The following is a 14949-nucleotide window of genomic DNA, read 5'->3' as shown; positions in this document are numbered from 1 at the left end:
CGACGCCGGTCGGTGAATCGGCACTCAACGGTCCACGCCTCCCATCACCGGGTCGATCCCGGCCACCGCGACGATCACGTCGGCGACCTGGCCGCCCTCGCACATCGCCGCCATCGACTGCAGGTTGGTGAACGAGGGGTCGCGGAAGTGGACGCGGTAGGGCCGCGTGCCGCCGTCGCTGACCACGTGCACCCCGAGTTCGCCCTTCGGCGACTCGACCGCCGCGTACGCCTGCCCCACCGGGACCCGGAAGCCCTCGGTGACCAGCTTGAAGTGGTGGATCAGGGCCTCCATCGAGGTGCCCATGATCTTCCGGATGTGGTCGAGCGAGTTGCCCATCCCGTCCGGTCCGACGGCCAGCTGGGCCGGCCAGGCGATCTTCTTGTCGGCCACCATCACGGGGCCGGGCTGGAGCCGGTCCAGGCACTGCTCGACGATCCGCAGCGACTGGCGCATCTCCTCCAGCCGGATCAGGAACCGGCCGTAGGAGTCGGCGGTGTCGGCGACCGCGACCTCGAAGTCGTAGTCCTCGTAGCCGCAGTACGGGTCGGACTTGCGCAGGTCGTTCGGCAGGCCGGTGGCGCGCAGGATCGGGCCGGTCGCGCCGAGGGCCAGGCAGCCGGCCAGGTCGAGGAAGCCGACGTCGACCAGCCGGGCCTTGAAGACCGGGTTGCCGGTGGCCAGCTTGTCGTACTCGTGCATCCGCGAGCGGAGCAGCTTGACCGCCTCGCGGACCTGGTCGACGGCGCCGGGCGGGAGGTCCTGGGCGAGGCCGCCGGGGCGGACGTACGCGTGGTTCATCCGCAGGCCGGTGACCAGCTCGAAGATGTCCAGGATGAGTTCGCGGTCCCGGAACCCGTAGATCATCAGGGTGGTGGAGCCGATCTCCATCCCGCCGGTGGCGAGGCACACCAGGTGCGAGGAGATCCGGTTGAGCTCCATCATCAGCACCCGGACGACGCTGGCGCGGTCCGGGATCTGGTCGGTGATGCCGAGCAGCTTCTCGACCGCCAGGCAGTACGCGGTCTCGTTGAACAGCGGTGTCAGGTAGTCCATCCGGGTCACGAAGGTGGTGCCCTGGACCCAGTTCCTGAACTCCATGTTCTTCTCGATGCCGGTGTGGAGGTAGCCGATGCCGCAGCGGGCCTCCGTGACGGTCTCGCCGTCGATCTCCAGGATCAGCCGCAGCACGCCGTGGGTGGACGGGTGCTGGGGGCCCATGTTGACGATGATGCGCTCGTCGTCGGCCCGGCCGACGGCCTCGACCACCTCGCCCCAGTCACCACCGGTGACGGTGAAGACCCGCCCCTCGGTGGTCTCCCGGGCACCTGCTTCTTCGTAGTGAGTGGTCATCAGGAGTACGACCTCCGCTGGTCGGGCGCCGGGATCTGGGCGCCCTTGTACTCGACGGGGATGCCGCCGAGCGGGTAGTCCTTGCGCTGCGGGTGGCCCAGCCAGTCGTCCGGCATCATGATGCGGGTGAGCCCCGGGTGGCCGTCGAAGACCAGGCCGAAGAAGTCGTACGCCTCGCGCTCGTGCCAGTCGTTGGTCGGGTAGACGCTCACCACGGACGGGATGTGCGGGTCCGCGTCGGGCGCGGTGACCTCGACCCGGATCAGCCGGCCGTGGGTGAGCGAGCGCAGGTGGTAGACCGCGTGCAGCTCCCGGCCGGTGTCGGACGGGTAGTGCACGCCGCTCACGCCGAGGCAGAGCTCGAAGCGCAGGGCGGGGTCGTCACGCAGGGTGCGGGCCGTGCGCAGCAGGTGCTCGCGGTCGACGTGGAAGGTCAGTTCGCCCCGGTCGACGACGATCTTGTCGATCACGTCGGCCGGGTCGAGGCCCTGCTCCTCCAGCGCCCCCTCCAGCTCGTCGGCCACCTCGTCGAACCAGCCGCCGTACGGGCGGACGCTGGCCGGCGGCAGCGCGATCGGGGCGGTGAGGCCGCCGAAGCCGGAGGTGTCGCCGCTGCCCTGGGCACCGAACATGCCCTGGCGCCTGCCGACCACCTCGACCGGGATCTCCTTGCGGGTGGCGGGGACGGCGGTGCCGTTCTGGTCCGTCATCGCAGCAGCCCCCGCATCTCGCTGACCGGGGTGGCCTGCAGCGCGAGGGCCTCGCCCAGCTCCTCGGCGCGGCGCTTGTTCACGCCGAGCGGCTCGTGCTGGATCTTGTCGTGCAGCTTCAGGATCGCGTCCATCAGCATCTCCGGGCGGGGCGGACAGCCCGGCAGGTAGATGTCGACGGGGACGATGTGGTCCACGCCCTGGACGATCGCGTAGTTGTTGAACATGCCGCCCGACGAGGCGCAGACCCCCATCGAGATGACCCACTTGGGGTTGGCCATCTGGTCGTAGACCTGCCGCAGCACCGGCGCCATCTTCTGGCTCACCCGCCCGGCCACGATCATCAGATCGGCCTGCCGGGGCGAGCCCCGGAAGACCTCCATGCCGAACCGGGCCAGGTCGTAGCGGCCGGCGCCGGTGGTCATCATCTCGATCGCGCAGCAGGCGAGCCCGAAGGTGGCCGGGAACAGCGACGACTTGCGCACCCACCCCGCGGCGGTCTCCACGCTGGTGAGCAGAAAGCCGCTCGGCAGCTTCTCCTCGATTCCCATCAGATCCCTCTCAGTCTCTCAAGTCCGGTGGTTTGTCCTCGCGTTCACAAGCAGAGGTCAGTCCCACTCCAGACCGCCGCGGCGCCATACGTAGGCGTACGCGACGAAGACGGTGGCGATGAACAGGAGCATCTCGACCAGCCCGAAGATCCCCAGGGCGTCGAAGCTGACCGCCCAGGGGTAGAGGAAGACGATCTCGATGTCGAAGACGATGAAGAGCATCGCCGTCAGGTAGTACTTGATCGGGAACCGGCCGCCGCCCACGGGCTGCGGGGTCGGTTCGATGCCGCACTCGTACGCCTCCAACTTGGCCCGGTTGTAGCGCTTCGGGCCGGTGAGTGAGGCCATCACGACGGAACCGACCGCGAACGCCGCCGCGATGGCACCGAGTACGAGGATCGGCGCGTAGGCATTCATAGCCCCCGCTCCCTCCGTCCAGTCGTCGTTGACTGCAGATCGGAACCGACGGGTCACGCTGGGGTGGACCCGTGATCCAACTTCTGAGATCCACCTCATGTGAGGCAGTTCACAAAGCCAGGATCGAGCGCATCCTATGCCCGTCGGCTTGTGATCTGCGACACGCAGTTCGGGACGATCTTTGTGATCTACGCCACCCCGTGAATGGCACCCAATGGCATCAAGTCGCTATTCATCAACCCAAAGCCGCCATATGGTCACAACCAGTCGCATTCATCTATGAACTGGCTGGTCAGAGCCGCACTCCTATATCAACTACGCCTCGCTCACCGCAAATTTCTGGGCGCAAGGTTGACGTGTTATATGAACTCACCCTCCAGGGTGGCACCCTCCGAACACCCGCTTGACCTTTCGTTCACAAGCGCGCGAACCCCGCCCCGGCGGACTCGCGGAGCGGTCCGGGGGCGGGGTTCGCGGCAGGGGCGGGAAGGGCTCGGGGGGCAGGGCGGGAACGGCGTCGGGAGCGGCTCGGCGGCGGGCCCGGGGGCGCTCCGCTCAGGCCGGCTGCGGCAGTTGCCCGGCCTCGGCGGCCGGCTCCTGCTCGGGGGCGGGCTGCTGCCCGGGGGCCGGGGCGGGGGCCGGGGTGATCGCGCGGCGGCCCCACTCGGTGCCGGCCAGGATCAGCACCACCCCGCCGAGGGCGAGCACCCCGAAGCGGTCGCCCGCCACGGTGATGCCGAAGACGGCCGCCCAGAGCGGTTCGGTGCCCAGCAGCAGGCTGACCCGGGACGGCGAGGTGGCCCGGACCGCCCACATCTGCACGAAGAAGGCGAACAGCGTGCAGAACACCGTCAGGTGCAGCAACCAGGCCCACTGCGCCGGGCCCCAGGAGGCCGCCACCGACCAGGGCGACGGCCCCGCGAACGGCGAGGCGAGCGCGAACACCACGGTGGCCGCGGCGAGTTGGACCCAGGTGAGGGCGAGCGAATCGGCCCCCCGGACGGCCTTCATCCGCGCCATGGTGAGCACGTGCACCGTCCGGACCACGGCGGCGCCGAGCACCAGCAGGTCGCCGCCGGACGGCGCCCGGAGCCCGCCGTCCCCGGTGAGCAGCGCGACGCCGAGCAGCGAGAGCGCGGCGGCCGCCAGGAAGGCCCGGGGCAGCCGGGTGCGGGCGACGGCGCTCTCCGCGAGCGGGGTGAAGATCATGGTCAGGCTGATCACCAGCCCGGCGTTGGTGGCCGAGGTGTGCACCGCGCCGTAGGTCTCCAGCAGGAAGATCCCGCCGAGGATCAGCCCGAGCAGCCCGCCGCCGAGCCACTCCCGGGGGCCGAGGCCGCGCAGGGCACGCCGGGCGACGAGGCCGAGGACGGGCAGCACCAGCCCGAACCGGACCACCAGCATGGCGATCACGGTGTCCGGTTCGGCGACCTGCTTCACCGCGAGGAAGCTGGACCCCCAGACCACGGCGACGAGCAGGACGGGCAGGTCCCTGACGATGGGCGAGGAGGTGCGCATGGGTGGGTGTCCCTCCGGGGCGTACGGGGTCGGCAGTACGGATCCCGTGCGTCGGCGGACGGCATCGCGTGCGCGAGGAGCGAGTGCGTCATCCTCCCGTATTTCGCCTGCGGCGACCAGCGGCTTTCGGGCCGCGGACGGGGCGGCACCCGTTCGGTGGCCGGCGGCGGGCGGCACCCGTTCGGTGGCTGGCGGCGGGCGTCCCGGGGCGGAACCCTGGGGCTGCTGTGATCATCTCGGCTGCCGAGGAGGAGAGCCATGCCGCTGGCGCACTACGGCGTGACCATCGGGACGTTCGACGAGTTCCACCGTGACCCGAGCCACCAGTACGGGCACTGGTACCACGGCCACGTCCGGCTGAACACGCCCCAGGGCGTGTACGAGGCGGCGCTGGACGTGGACGCCCCGGCCGTCACCGGGGTCAGCTACCGGCTGGTGGACGATCTGCGCGCCGCCGACCTGGCGACCGTCCGGGCCCTGCCGGACGGGTTCCACCCGCTGGCGTCGGACCCCGGCTCGGGGGCGCTGGACTACGCCCGCAGCCCGCAGCTGCGCAACCGGCTCTGGGTGGCCCGGGCCCGGACGGCGGGCCGGGCGCTCGCCCGTACCCTGCAGCGCCCGGCGATCGGCGCGCCCGCCTTCGGCCCCGACCTGGTGGACCTGATCGGCGGCTGGCTGGCCGGCCGCCGGATCGGCGTCCGGTTCTTCCCCTGGATCGCCAGCAACGGCGACAACGCGCTGGACGTGCTGGAGCCGCACCTACGCGCCGCGAGCCGGATCTACGTGTTCGGGCAGGCTTTCACCGAGGGGCTCGGGGTGCACGACGTGCACCAGAACCAGGGCGACCCGCCCGGCGACCACTACGCCGCCAACGGGATCTGGCAGGACGGCGCGGTGGTCTGCGAGCACCCGGACGGCCGGATCGTCGTCTGGCAGCTGAAGTTCAACACCCAGACGCTCTCGACCGACGAGCACGGGAACCCGAAGCTGCCCTGACCCCGGCGCCGGCGGCGGCCGCCCGGCACCCCGGCTCCGCGACGCCCGGAACTCCTCGGTGCTCAGAGCTCCTCGAACGGGTGCCGCTGGGCGAACTCCTGGGCGGTCATCCCCAGCACCACCAGGTCGTGGTGGCGGCCGGCGAAGTACTCGTGGTCACGCAGCCGGCCCTCCTCGGTGAAGCCGAGCCTGCGGTGCAGGGCGAGCGAGGCGTCGTTGAAGGCGTAGACGCCGGCCTCGCACTTGTGGAAGCGCCGCTCCCCGAACATGAACCGGAGCAGCAGGACGACGGCGTCGGCGGCGTACCCCCGGCGGTGGTGGTCGGCGACGATGCCGATGCCGTAGTGGAAGCGGCCGGCGCGCAGGTCGGTGGCGTCGGTGGAGAGCGCGCCGACCAGTTCGCCGCTGCGCAGCTCCTCGATGGCCAGCTGGAACCGGTTGTCGAGCGGGGTGGCGACGGCGCGTTCGGCCGTCCAGGCCCGGTAGCCCTCGGCCGAGCGGGGCGGGTGGATCGCGTCCACCGACCGCTGGTGCCCGGAGTGCTCGTCGAACCGTCGGAAGGTCTGCCAGTCCTCGGGTTCGATTCCGCGCAGGCGGACGCGCTTCCCGGTCCAGAATGAGGTCATCACCCCATCGGACCAGCACAAGCCGCCCTCTGTCCAAGGGATTTGCCGCCGCCGGGCCCTGTTCGGGAGCCCGCCCGGCGAGGGCGGCGGCCGGAGCCGTGGCGGGGTGCGGCACGGCTCGGGGGCGGTGCGGAGGCGGCCGGGGAACGGCAGCGGGCGGGGCCGCATGACAGGGCCCGGGCCGGGCATGGATGATGCATCCATGACAACCATCCCGTCCAGGAAGGCCCGTCACGTGAAGCGCAAACACTGGGCGCTGCTCGCCGCAGCGACCACCCTCCCACTGGCCGTGACCACCGGTGCCGCCGCCGAGACCCCCGGCCAGGGCCCCGCACCCGCCGTCACCTGCACGTACACCCCGGCCGTGCCGGCCGACAACTTCAAGGGCATCCCGGTCTTCGACGCCAAGAAGGCCGCCAAGCCCTACACCGCGACGCTGAAGACCTCGCAGGGCACCGTCACCTTCCAGGCCCTGACGGACAAGGCCCCCTGCACCACCTTCTCGTTCCGCTTCCTCGCCGAGCACGACTACTTCGACCGCACCCACTGCCACCGGCTCACCACCCAGCGCCTGTACGTGCTGCAGTGCGGCGACCCGACGGGCACCGGCAGCGGCGGCCCCGGCTACTCCTTCCCGGACGAGAACCTGGACGGCGCCACCTACCCGGCCGGCACCGTGGCGATGGCCAACGCCGGGCCGAACACCAACGGCAGCCAGTTCTTCTTCGTCTGGAAGGACACCAAGCTCTCCCCCGCCTACACCCCCTTCGGCCGGGTGACCGGCGGGATGGACGTCCTGCAGCGGATCGCGGCCGGCGGCGAGGACGACCAGAACGGCCCGGGCGACGGCTTCCCCACCCTGCCGGTGGACTTCAAGCGGGTACGGATCGGCAACCGCTGACCCCGGGCCCGCCGGACCGCCCCCGCCGGCACCGGCCGGACACCGTTCGGCGCCGAGGGCCGTCCCCGCGAGGCGCGTTCGCGGGGGCGGCCGTCCGGACCGGGCGCACCCGGACCTCGCGCCGCCCGGACCGGCGGCCGCCCGGACCGCCGGCCGCTCAGACCTCCGGCCGGCCGGCCCCGGGCGGGTCGACCAGCCGGGAGCCGTCCACCAGCATCCCGGCCCGCTTCACCGTGCGGATCACCGTGATCAGCTCCACCTGGCGGACCTGCGGCAGGGCGCCGATCCGCTCGGTGAGGTACTCGTACAACGCGTCGTTGTCCCGGCAGATCACCACCGCCACCAGGTTCGCCGCACCCGTGATGGCGGCCGCGAAGGGCACCTCGGGATGGGTGTTGAGCGCCGCGCCCACGGCGGCGAGGTCGGCGGGGGCGACGGTGGCGAGCAGCAGCGCCTGGGTGCGGAACCCGAACAGCGCCGGGTCCACCTCCAGGTCGAAGTAGACCGCGCCGGCGTCCCGCAGCTGGTCCAGCCGGCGGCGGGCGGTCGACTCGGAGAGCCCGGCCGCCCGGCCCAGCTCGGCGTAGCCGGCCCGGCCGTCGGTGGCCAGCACCCCGAGCATCGCCAGCTCCGCCTCGTCCAGCTCGATCCGGCCGCCCTGCCCCGCCGGCGCGGGACGCTCCAGCGCGGTGAGCTGCCCGGCCGTCAGGACGTCCACGCCGCCCCAGCGCCGGGGCCCGCCGATGTACATCCGCAGGATGCTGAACGCGGAGATCCCGGTGACCCGGCGGGTGCCGGGGAGCTTCTGCAGCAGCAGGGCGTCGCGGTCCTGCTTGGTCCTGGCCCGGGTGATGCAGTGGATCTCGGTGCCGCCGGCCACCAGCGTCACCCAGGCGATGTCCGGGCGCCGGGCCAGTGCGTCGGCGACCGCGACGGCCGCGTCGGGGGTGCACTGGATCCGCAGCCAGGACTCGTACAGGCCGACCCGGTGACCGACCGGCAGCCCCAGCACCCGGAGCACCCCGGCGGTGCGCAGCCGCCGGTAACGGCGGATCACCGTCTGGTCGGAGACGCCCAGCACCTCGGCGATCCGGCTGAAGGCGGCCCGGCCGTCCACCATCAGGGCCTGGGCGATCGCCCGGTCCAGGTCGTCCAGGTCGACATCGGGCTCCTGGCTCTTCATGGTTTCCATCATCGCAGGGCGCTCACAGGTCGGAATCCACCGGATGGGCCGTGCTGGATGGATCGATCCACGCGGCGGATGCCATCTTCGGACCAGCCGGGCAGGGGTGCCCGGCGCGATCACCGAGGAGACCCCGATGCGTAAGTGGCTACCGCTGACAGCGGTCTGCCTGGGTGCGTTCATGCTGCTGGTGGACGTCACCATCGTGACCGTCGCCCTGCCGGACATGGCCGCCAGCCTGCACACCACCTTCGCCGACCTGCAGTGGGTGATGGACGTCTACGCGCTGGCCCTGGCCGCCCTGCTGCTGGGGGCCGGCTCGCTGGCCGACCTGATCGGGCGCCGCAAGGTGTACCTGGCCGGTCTCGGCCTGTTCGCGCTGGCCTCGCTGGCCTGCGGCCTGGCCACCGGGCCGGCCATGCTGATCACCTTCCGCGGACTGCAGGGCGTCGGCGGCGCCGCGATGTTCGCCACCACGATGGCCCTGCTCAGCGGCGCCTACCAGGGCAAGGACCGGGGCATCGCGTTCGGCGTCTGGGGCGCGGTCAACGGCGCCGCCGCGGCGGCCGGCCCGGTGCTGGGCGGCCTGCTCACCGAGCACCTCGACTGGCGCTGGATCTTCTACGTCAACCTGCCGGTCAGCGTGCTGGCGGTGCTGGTCACCCTGCGGGTGGTGAAGGAGTCCCGCAACCCGCACGCGGGCGGCGTCGACCTGCCGGGCATGGTCACCTTCACCCTGTTCGCCGGCGCCCTGACGTACGCGCTGATCCGGGTCGGCGACAACGGCTGGACCTCCACCACGACGCTCGGGCTGTTCGCGCTCAGCGCGCTGTCGCTGCTCGCCTTCGTCGTCGTCGAACTGCGCAGCAGCCGGCCGATGCTGGACCTCGCGCTGTTCCGCAGCCCGGCCTTCGTCGGCATCATGACCGGCGGCCTGCTGCTCTCCGTGGCCGCCTTCTCCTACCTGGTGTACTCCTCGCTCTGGCTGCAGACCGTCCGCGGGATGGGCCCGGTCACGGCCGGCCTGGCGATGCTGCCGATGAGCGTGGTGGCCTTCGTGGCCGCGGCGATCGCGGGCAAGAAGCTGCACGGCGCGCCGCCCCGGCTGACCGTCGGCGGCGGGCTGCTGCTGATCGGCGTCGGCGCGCTGCTGCAGACGGTGATCGGCGCGGACTCGACCTGGGTGGCGCTGGCGGCCGGCCTGGCCGTGACCGGCGCGGGCGTCGGCCTGGCGACCCCGGCGATGGCCGCCGCCGCGATGGCCGCGGTGCCGCCGGCCCGGGCCGGGATGGCGGGCGGCGCCCTGAACACCGCCCGCCAACTGGGCAACGCGCTGGGCATCGCCGTCCTCGGCGCGGTCTTCCAGGCCGGGCTGCTGGACTCGATCCGCTCCGCCCGCGCGGTGCCCGATCCGCAGGGCACCGCCGACGCGCTGACCGGCGGCGGCGCGGCCGGCGTGATCGCCCGGGCGCCGCAGTCCGCGCACCTGGTGCACGCGGCCTTCGCGGACGGACTCCGCGACACCTTCCTGGTGTCGGGCGTGCTGGGCCTGCTGGGCGGCGTGGCCGTGCTGCTGCTGGTCCGCACCTCCGCAGCGCCGGCCGCGCACGGCCCCGCTGCCGCCGGGGTGCCGGCGCAGGCCACGGCCCGGGAGGGCGCGCAGCTGTAGGCCGCCCGACGGAACAGCCCGAGGGGGCGTGAGCGGTTGCTCACGCCCCCTCGGGCTGTTCCGTCGTGGGCGTGCGCGTTCGGCGCCGCCGCGCGGCCGCCGGCCCGGGAACCCGGCCGCACGGGCGGCCCGCACCGGCAACGCCCGGCCGCCGCTCGCGGGGCCGTCCGGCGGCCGGGCAGGACGGCCGGCGATGGATCCACCCCCGCCGGACGGCCGGACCTGAAGGGCAATGTGCCGGATTCCGACATATCTCACCCAATGCCGCCCGTGACCCCTGGCAGTCGCAGCGCTAGCGTGGGCCCATGAAGCCGCCCCGGCGCCCCGATGCGAGGTAGTGCACCACCATGTCCTTCAGTGATCCCGACAGCTCCCTGGCCGACCGCCGGCCGGAGGACTACATCGGCCTCGCCACCGTCGAGATCAAGGGACTGACCGGAGCGGCCACCTACCCCCGGCTCGACCTCGCGCTCGACGCCCTGGCCGGGTCGCTGCGCGACCTGCCCCTCTCGGCGCAGGACCACGCGACCTTCCAGGAGTTCTTCTCCCCGGCCGGCCGCCGCCGGATAGCGCATCACCTGATCAGGACGGGCGAGACCCGCACCCTGGCGTTCCTCGGCACCGAGGCCCACACCGTACGGATCAGGGCGACCAATCCGCCCCGCCCGGGCGCGGACGACACCTGCGCCGCCTCCTGGCGACCGGTCGCGCCGCCCTCCTGGCCCACGGTCGCCTGACGGGCGGGGCCGGCCGCCCGCCCCCCCGACCCGCCGGCCGGAGACCGGGCCGGTCCCGCCGGCGCCCCGGCCGGGGCGGAAGCAGTGTCCCGTTCGCCGCCTCGCGCCGCCCTCCGACATGTAATCTGCCAATAGGCATAGCATCTATTACATGGGGTGATCGGGATGGCATCGGAACTGGCACGGGCCTGGGTGGCGGGCTGGGCGGCCTCCCGGGCGACCCCCGCACCGGTCGAGGAGCCCTGGGGCCTGCGGATCGAGGTCGGCCACCCCAAGCAGGTCACCCGGCACGTGCTGTTCGACACCGCCGGGGACACCGTCCGGAGACTGGCCGGGGCCATCACCGCTCCCACCACCTGGATCAAGGCCTTCGTCGAGCCGGGGACGATAGCGCCGCACCTCTCGCCCGAGGACTGGGCCGAGGACATCCCGGGCTTCCTGATGGCCACCACCCTCCGCCCGTCCGCCGTCCGGGTGCCCGACGGCTACAGCCTCGGCAGCGAGACCGCCCGGGGCGTCACCCGGGTCCGGGTCCTGGCTCCCGACGGCTCGCTGGCGGCCCGCGGCCAGATCGCCCCCACCGGCCCCACCGCCGTGGTCGACCAGGTCGAGACCGACCCCGCCCACCAGCGCCGCGGACTGGGGACGGTCGTGATGCGCAGCCTCGGCAACACCGCCCTCGACCAGGGCGCCGGCACCGGCATCCTCGGCGCCACGATCGAGGGACGCGCCCTGTACGAGTCGCTGGGCTGGACCGTCCGGGCGCCGCTGGCCGGCTTCGTCTACCGGGGCGCCGGCGCCTGAGGAGCCCCGGCCGGGCCGGGGCCGCCGACGACGACGGGAGCCATGACCGGTCCCGCCGGGGCGGCCGGTACCGGCCGGCCCCGGGGTGCTGCCGCCGACGGTGGCCGCGGCAGCACCCGGAGGCTGGGTCAGGCGTTCGGCGCGACCTTCGCCAGGCCGTTGATGATGCGGTCCATCGCGTCGCCGCCCTGCGGGTCCGTCAGGTTGGCGAGCATCTTGAGGGTGAACTTCATCAGCATCGGGTGGGTCAGGCCGCGCTGGGTGGCGAGCTGCATGATCTTCGGGTTGCCGATCAGCTTCACGAAGGCCCGGCCGAGCGTGTAGTAGCCGCCGTAGACGTCCTTGAGGACGCGCGGGTAGGCCTCCAGCGCGCGCTCACGGCCGGCCGGGGTGAGGCGGGCGTGGGCCTGGACGATGACACCGGCGGCGAGCTGGCCGGATTCCATCGCATAGGCGATGCCCTCGCCGTTGAACGGGTTGACCATGCCGCCGGCGTCGCCGACCAGCAGCAGGCCGCGGGTGTAGTGCGGCTGGCGGTTGAAGGCCATCGGGAGGGCGGCGCCGCGGATCGGGTCGGTCATGTTCTCCGGCGTGTAGCCCCACTCCTCGGGCATGCCGGCGCACCAGGCCTTGAGCACCTCGCGCCAGTCCAGCTCGCCGAAGGCCGGCGAGGAGTTGAGGATGCCGAGGCCGACGTTGGAGGTGCCGTCGCCCATGCCGAAGACCCAGCCGTAGCCGGGCAGCTGCTGCTTGCCGCCGTTGCGGGTGTCCCACAGCTCCAGCCACGACTCCAGGTAGTCGTCGTCGTGGCGGGGCGAGGTGAAGTACGTCCGGTAGGCGACGCCCATCGGGCGGTCCTCGCGGCGGTGCAGGCCCATCGCGAGGGAGAGCCGGGTGGAGTTGCCGTCGGCGGCGACCACCAGCGGGGCACGGAAGGTGACGGCGCGCTTGTCCTCACCGAGCTTGGCGGTGACGCCGACGATCCGGCCGGTGCGGTCGTCCAGGACCGGCCCGCTGACGTTGCAGCGCTCGTACAGCCGGGCACCGGCCTTCTCGGCCTGACGGACCAGCAGCTCGTCGAAGTCGGCCCGCTTGCGGACCAGGCCGTAGTCGGGGAAGGAGGACAGCTCGGGCCAGTCCAGCTCCAGCCGGACGCCGCCGCCGATGATCCGCAGGCCCTTGTTGTGCAGCCAGCCGTTGTCGGTGGAGACGTCGATGCCCATGTCGACGAGCTGCTTGGTGGCGCGCGGGGTGAGGCCGTCGCCGCAGACCTTCTCGCGCGGGAACTCGGTCTTCTCCAGCAGCAGGACGTCCAGGCCGGCCTGGGCCAGGTAGTACGCGGTGGTGGAGCCTGCCGGCCCGGCGCCGACCACGATGACGTCCGCCGTGCTCTCCACGGGGCTGTCCGGCTTCGTCAGATCGGCTGCGGTGTCGGTCACGGCGGGCACTCTCCTGGGAACTGCGACGGTGGCTCGGGCTGCCTGGCCCTCGCAGTCTAGTTGCCGCCCTCCGGTGGGCTCCGGAGGGCGGCGCCGGGTCGCGCCCGCCGCGCCGGGAAGGACCGTCGCACGGGGGGCGGCCACCGCGCGGGTGCGGGCCTCAGGCCTTGAAACCCCGGTGCAGCGCCACGATGCCGCCGGTGAGGTTGCGCCAGGCCACCTTCGACCAGCCGGCCTCCTGCAGCAGCGTGGCCAGACCGGGCTGGTCGGGCCAGGCGCGGATCGACTCGGCGAGGTAGACGTACGCGTCCGGGTTGCTGCTGACCGCGGTGGCGACCGGCGGCAGCGCCCGCATCAGGTACTCGGTGTAGACGGTCCGGAACGGCGTCCAGGTCGGCGTGGAGAACTCGCAGATGACGATCTTTCCGCCGGGCTTGGTGACCCGCTGCATCTCGCTCAGCGCCGCGCCGGTGTCCTGCACGTTGCGCAGCGCGAAGGAGATGGTCACCGCGTCGAAGGAGGCGTCCGCGAACGGCAGCCGGGTGGCGTCGCCCGCGGTGAGCGGCAGTTCGGGGTGGCGGCGCTTGCCCTCGCTGAGCATCCCGACCGAGAAGTCGCAGGGCACGACCCTGGCGCCGGACTCCAGGAACGGCAGCGAGGAGGTGCCGGTGCCGGCCCCGAGGTCGAGGATCGTGTCGCCCCGCCCGGCGCCGACGGCCTCGGCCACCGCCCGCCGCCAGGCGCGTGCCTGGCCGAGGGAGAGCACATCGTTCGTACGGTCGTACTTGGCCGCGACGTCGTCGAACATCGCGGCGACTTCGTGCGGCTGCTTGTCCAGAGAGGCTCGGGTCACGACCCCATTGTTCACCCTCCGGCCGGGCGGCCGGGCCAGGGGGCACCACGGGACGGCGGGCCGCCCCGGCGGGGGCCGCCCGGCCGGGAGCCCGCCGCGCTCAGTGCAGGGCCCGCCGGCCGCCCTTGCGGCGGCGCCGGGACCGCTTGCCGTGGGTTATCGCCGGCATCCCGTCGGCCAGTGCCTCGGTCGCGAAGGCGACCGTGGTGCGGACCCGGCCGCCGCCGGAGCGGGCGGCCTGCGCGGCCCGGGCCCGGCGGTGGCGGACGATCCGCAGGACGCAGAGCAGGAACAGCACCACGGCGACCGGCACGCTGGCGCGGGCCAGCCCGACGCCGGCCGGCTGCGGGTAGGTGTCGCCGCAGAGGCGGACGGCGCCCGCGTCGTCGGCGGCGTGCTCCAGGCAGACGGAGTCGCCGACCGCGGCGGAGTCCTGCAGCGGCAGTGCGGCGGCGGTGTGCTGCTGGCCGCCGGCCCGGTAGGTGACCGAACTGTAGGAGCCGCTGCCGGTGGACAGCTGGGTGACCGTGCCCTGCACCTGGACGGGGTTGGCACCGATCCGGTCGGCCTGTTCGGCCTGGCGCCAGCCGAGCAGACACATGCCGACGGCCAGCACGGCGCTGAGCACCGCCGCCAGATACCAACCACGGCCCAACCGCGGGGAGCGCGGCGGGAGGACGGTCGCGGGTCGCATGGTTCCTGTCCTGGCTTGCCTGAACGGGGCCTGGGACGGGCCCCTGCCACCCGGGGCCGGGTGGTGTGGTGAGGGTACGGAGTGAGCTGTCCGGGATCGTATCCGCTGGCGGGCCCTCAGGTCACGGCGAAGGGGGAATCAGGGGCTCCGGCCCGCATCGGAGTTAGGGCGTTCGCGAAGGTTCCCGCCGGATTGCGGAGGTTCCCGGCGGATTCTGCGGTGCTTTCGACGGCGCCCAGCACCCCGGACCTGCGACAGTGCCCCTCCGGATCCGGGGGACGGGCAGGACCGGGCGGGCCCCGGCGGGCCGGAGGCGACGGGCGGGACGACTGACAGGGCCCGTGACAGGAGAGCCGGACGCGACGCGCAGGGCACCGGGAAAGGCCCGCGACAGGAGAGCCGGACGTGACGCGCAGGGCACCGGGAAAGGCCCGTGACAGGAGAGCCGGACGTGACGCGCAGGGCACCGGGAAAGGCCCGTGACAGGAGAGCCGGACG

Annotated in this window: 15 protein-coding genes; 5 read left to right on the top strand and 10 right to left on the bottom strand. The window is 72.9% G+C overall.

Going from position 1 to position 14949, the window contains the following annotated elements; translation table 11 throughout:
* Positions 1-24: 24 nt before the first annotated feature.
* The 5 genes from IE329_RS36015 to IE329_RS35995 all read right to left on the bottom strand — a co-directional run bounded on the left by IE329_RS36015 (position 25) and on the right by IE329_RS35995 (position 4549).
* Positions 25-1353 (bottom strand): NADH-quinone oxidoreductase subunit D, encoded by a 1329-nt coding sequence (locus IE329_RS36015; protein ID WP_190215262.1) that lies wholly within the window; start codon positions 1351-1353, stop codon positions 25-27.
* Positions 1353-2063, bottom strand: a complete 711-nt coding sequence (locus IE329_RS36010; RefSeq protein ID WP_190215261.1) for an NADH-quinone oxidoreductase subunit C — start codon at positions 2061-2063, stop codon at positions 1353-1355. The genes IE329_RS36015 and IE329_RS36010 overlap by 1 nt, the downstream gene beginning before the upstream one ends.
* Positions 2060-2614, bottom strand: coding sequence for a NuoB/complex I 20 kDa subunit family protein (locus IE329_RS36005; RefSeq protein ID WP_073924110.1), 555 nt, complete (start codon positions 2612-2614; stop codon positions 2060-2062). The genes IE329_RS36010 and IE329_RS36005 overlap by 4 nt, the downstream gene beginning before the upstream one ends.
* Positions 2615-2671: 57 nt before the next feature.
* Positions 2672-3031 (bottom strand): NADH-quinone oxidoreductase subunit A, encoded by a 360-nt coding sequence (locus IE329_RS36000; protein ID WP_014137597.1) that lies wholly within the window; start codon positions 3029-3031, stop codon positions 2672-2674.
* Positions 3032-3586: 555 nt separating this feature from the next.
* Positions 3587-4549, bottom strand: a complete 963-nt coding sequence (locus IE329_RS35995) for a DMT family transporter (RefSeq protein WP_190215260.1) — start codon at positions 4547-4549, stop codon at positions 3587-3589.
* 258 nt (positions 4550-4807) lie between these two features.
* On the opposite strand from IE329_RS35995, the gene IE329_RS35990 reads away from it, so the two are divergent.
* The gene (locus IE329_RS35990; protein ID WP_190215259.1) at positions 4808-5545 is read left to right on the top strand and encodes a DUF2278 family protein; all 738 of its coding nucleotides are present in this window, start codon (positions 4808-4810) and stop codon (positions 5543-5545) included.
* Between the two features lie 62 nt (positions 5546-5607).
* On the opposite strand, the gene IE329_RS35985 is transcribed toward IE329_RS35990, so the two are convergent.
* A complete protein-coding gene (locus IE329_RS35985; protein ID WP_190215258.1) occupies positions 5608-6171 on the bottom strand; it encodes a GNAT family N-acetyltransferase in 564 nt (187 codons plus the stop codon).
* Positions 6172-6373: 202 nt separating this feature from the next.
* Between IE329_RS35985 and IE329_RS35980 the strand changes: the two genes are divergently transcribed.
* Entirely contained in the window at positions 6374-7072 is a 699-nt protein-coding gene (locus IE329_RS35980) for a peptidylprolyl isomerase (RefSeq protein ID WP_190215257.1), read from the top strand.
* 157 nt (positions 7073-7229) lie between these two features.
* Here IE329_RS35980 and IE329_RS35975 read toward each other — a convergent pair whose 3' ends face one another.
* On the bottom strand, positions 7230-8255 hold the full coding sequence (locus IE329_RS35975; protein WP_229928035.1) for an Lrp/AsnC family transcriptional regulator: 1026 nt from the start codon (positions 8253-8255) through the stop codon (positions 7230-7232).
* A gap of 136 nt (positions 8256-8391) precedes the next feature.
* Between IE329_RS35975 and IE329_RS35970 the strand changes: the two genes are divergently transcribed.
* The 3 genes from IE329_RS35970 to IE329_RS35960 all read left to right on the top strand — a co-directional run bounded on the left by IE329_RS35970 (position 8392) and on the right by IE329_RS35960 (position 11465).
* Positions 8392-9924 (top strand): MFS transporter, encoded by a 1533-nt coding sequence (locus tag IE329_RS35970; RefSeq protein WP_190215255.1) that lies wholly within the window; start codon positions 8392-8394, stop codon positions 9922-9924.
* 347 nt (positions 9925-10271) lie between these two features.
* Positions 10272-10661, top strand: coding sequence for a hypothetical protein (locus IE329_RS35965; protein WP_190215254.1), 390 nt, complete (start codon positions 10272-10274; stop codon positions 10659-10661).
* Between the two features lie 165 nt (positions 10662-10826).
* Positions 10827-11465, top strand: coding sequence for a GNAT family N-acetyltransferase (locus IE329_RS35960; RefSeq protein ID WP_190215253.1), 639 nt, complete (start codon positions 10827-10829; stop codon positions 11463-11465).
* A gap of 128 nt (positions 11466-11593) precedes the next feature.
* On the opposite strand, the gene IE329_RS35955 is transcribed toward IE329_RS35960, so the two are convergent.
* From IE329_RS35955 to IE329_RS35945, 3 genes are all read right to left on the bottom strand, one after another.
* A complete protein-coding gene (locus IE329_RS35955; RefSeq protein ID WP_073924141.1) occupies positions 11594-12883 on the bottom strand; it encodes a geranylgeranyl reductase family protein in 1290 nt (429 codons plus the stop codon).
* Between the two features lie 181 nt (positions 12884-13064).
* Positions 13065-13757: a demethylmenaquinone methyltransferase gene (locus IE329_RS35950; protein ID WP_190215252.1), complete on the bottom strand. Its 693-nt coding sequence runs from the start codon at positions 13755-13757 to the stop codon at positions 13065-13067.
* Between the two features lie 100 nt (positions 13758-13857).
* Positions 13858-14451 (bottom strand): hypothetical protein, encoded by a 594-nt coding sequence (locus IE329_RS35945; RefSeq protein WP_190215251.1) that lies wholly within the window; start codon positions 14449-14451, stop codon positions 13858-13860.
* Positions 14452-14949: the final 498 nt, after the last annotated feature.

Origin of the sequence: Kitasatospora indigofera (genome assembly GCF_014655955.1) — a bacterium.
GTDB lineage: Bacteria > Actinomycetota > Actinomycetes > Streptomycetales > Streptomycetaceae > Kitasatospora > Kitasatospora indigofera.
This window is presented reverse-complemented; position numbering and strand designations above follow the sequence as displayed.

Bases quoted from the DNA above. Each gene is read 5' to 3' on its own strand.
- IE329_RS36010 (WP_190215261.1), bottom strand. From the start codon at position 2,063: ATGACGGACCAGAACGGCACCGCCGTCCCCGCCACCCGCAAGGAGATC.
- IE329_RS35990 (WP_190215259.1), top strand. From the start codon at position 4,808: ATGCCGCTGGCGCACTACGGCGTGACCATCGGGACGTTCGACGAGTTC.
- IE329_RS36000 (WP_014137597.1), bottom strand. From the start codon at position 3,031: ATGAATGCCTACGCGCCGATCCTCGTACTCGGTGCCATCGCGGCGGCG.
- IE329_RS35960 (WP_190215253.1), top strand. From the start codon at position 10,827: ATGGCATCGGAACTGGCACGGGCCTGGGTGGCGGGCTGGGCGGCCTCC.
- IE329_RS35980 (WP_190215257.1), top strand. From the start codon at position 6,374: ATGACAACCATCCCGTCCAGGAAGGCCCGTCACGTGAAGCGCAAACAC.
- IE329_RS35970 (WP_190215255.1), top strand. From the start codon at position 8,392: ATGCGTAAGTGGCTACCGCTGACAGCGGTCTGCCTGGGTGCGTTCATG.
- IE329_RS36005 (WP_073924110.1), bottom strand. From the start codon at position 2,614: ATGGGAATCGAGGAGAAGCTGCCGAGCGGCTTTCTGCTCACCAGCGTG.
- IE329_RS35985 (WP_190215258.1), bottom strand. From the start codon at position 6,171: ATGACCTCATTCTGGACCGGGAAGCGCGTCCGCCTGCGCGGAATCGAA.
- IE329_RS35995 (WP_190215260.1), bottom strand. From the start codon at position 4,549: ATGCGCACCTCCTCGCCCATCGTCAGGGACCTGCCCGTCCTGCTCGTC.
- IE329_RS36015 (WP_190215262.1), bottom strand. From the start codon at position 1,353: ATGACCACTCACTACGAAGAAGCAGGTGCCCGGGAGACCACCGAGGGG.
- IE329_RS35975 (WP_229928035.1), bottom strand. From the start codon at position 8,255: ATGAAGAGCCAGGAGCCCGATGTCGACCTGGACGACCTGGACCGGGCG.
- IE329_RS35965 (WP_190215254.1), top strand. From the start codon at position 10,272: ATGTCCTTCAGTGATCCCGACAGCTCCCTGGCCGACCGCCGGCCGGAG.
- IE329_RS35945 (WP_190215251.1), bottom strand. From the start codon at position 14,451: ATGCGACCCGCGACCGTCCTCCCGCCGCGCTCCCCGCGGTTGGGCCGT.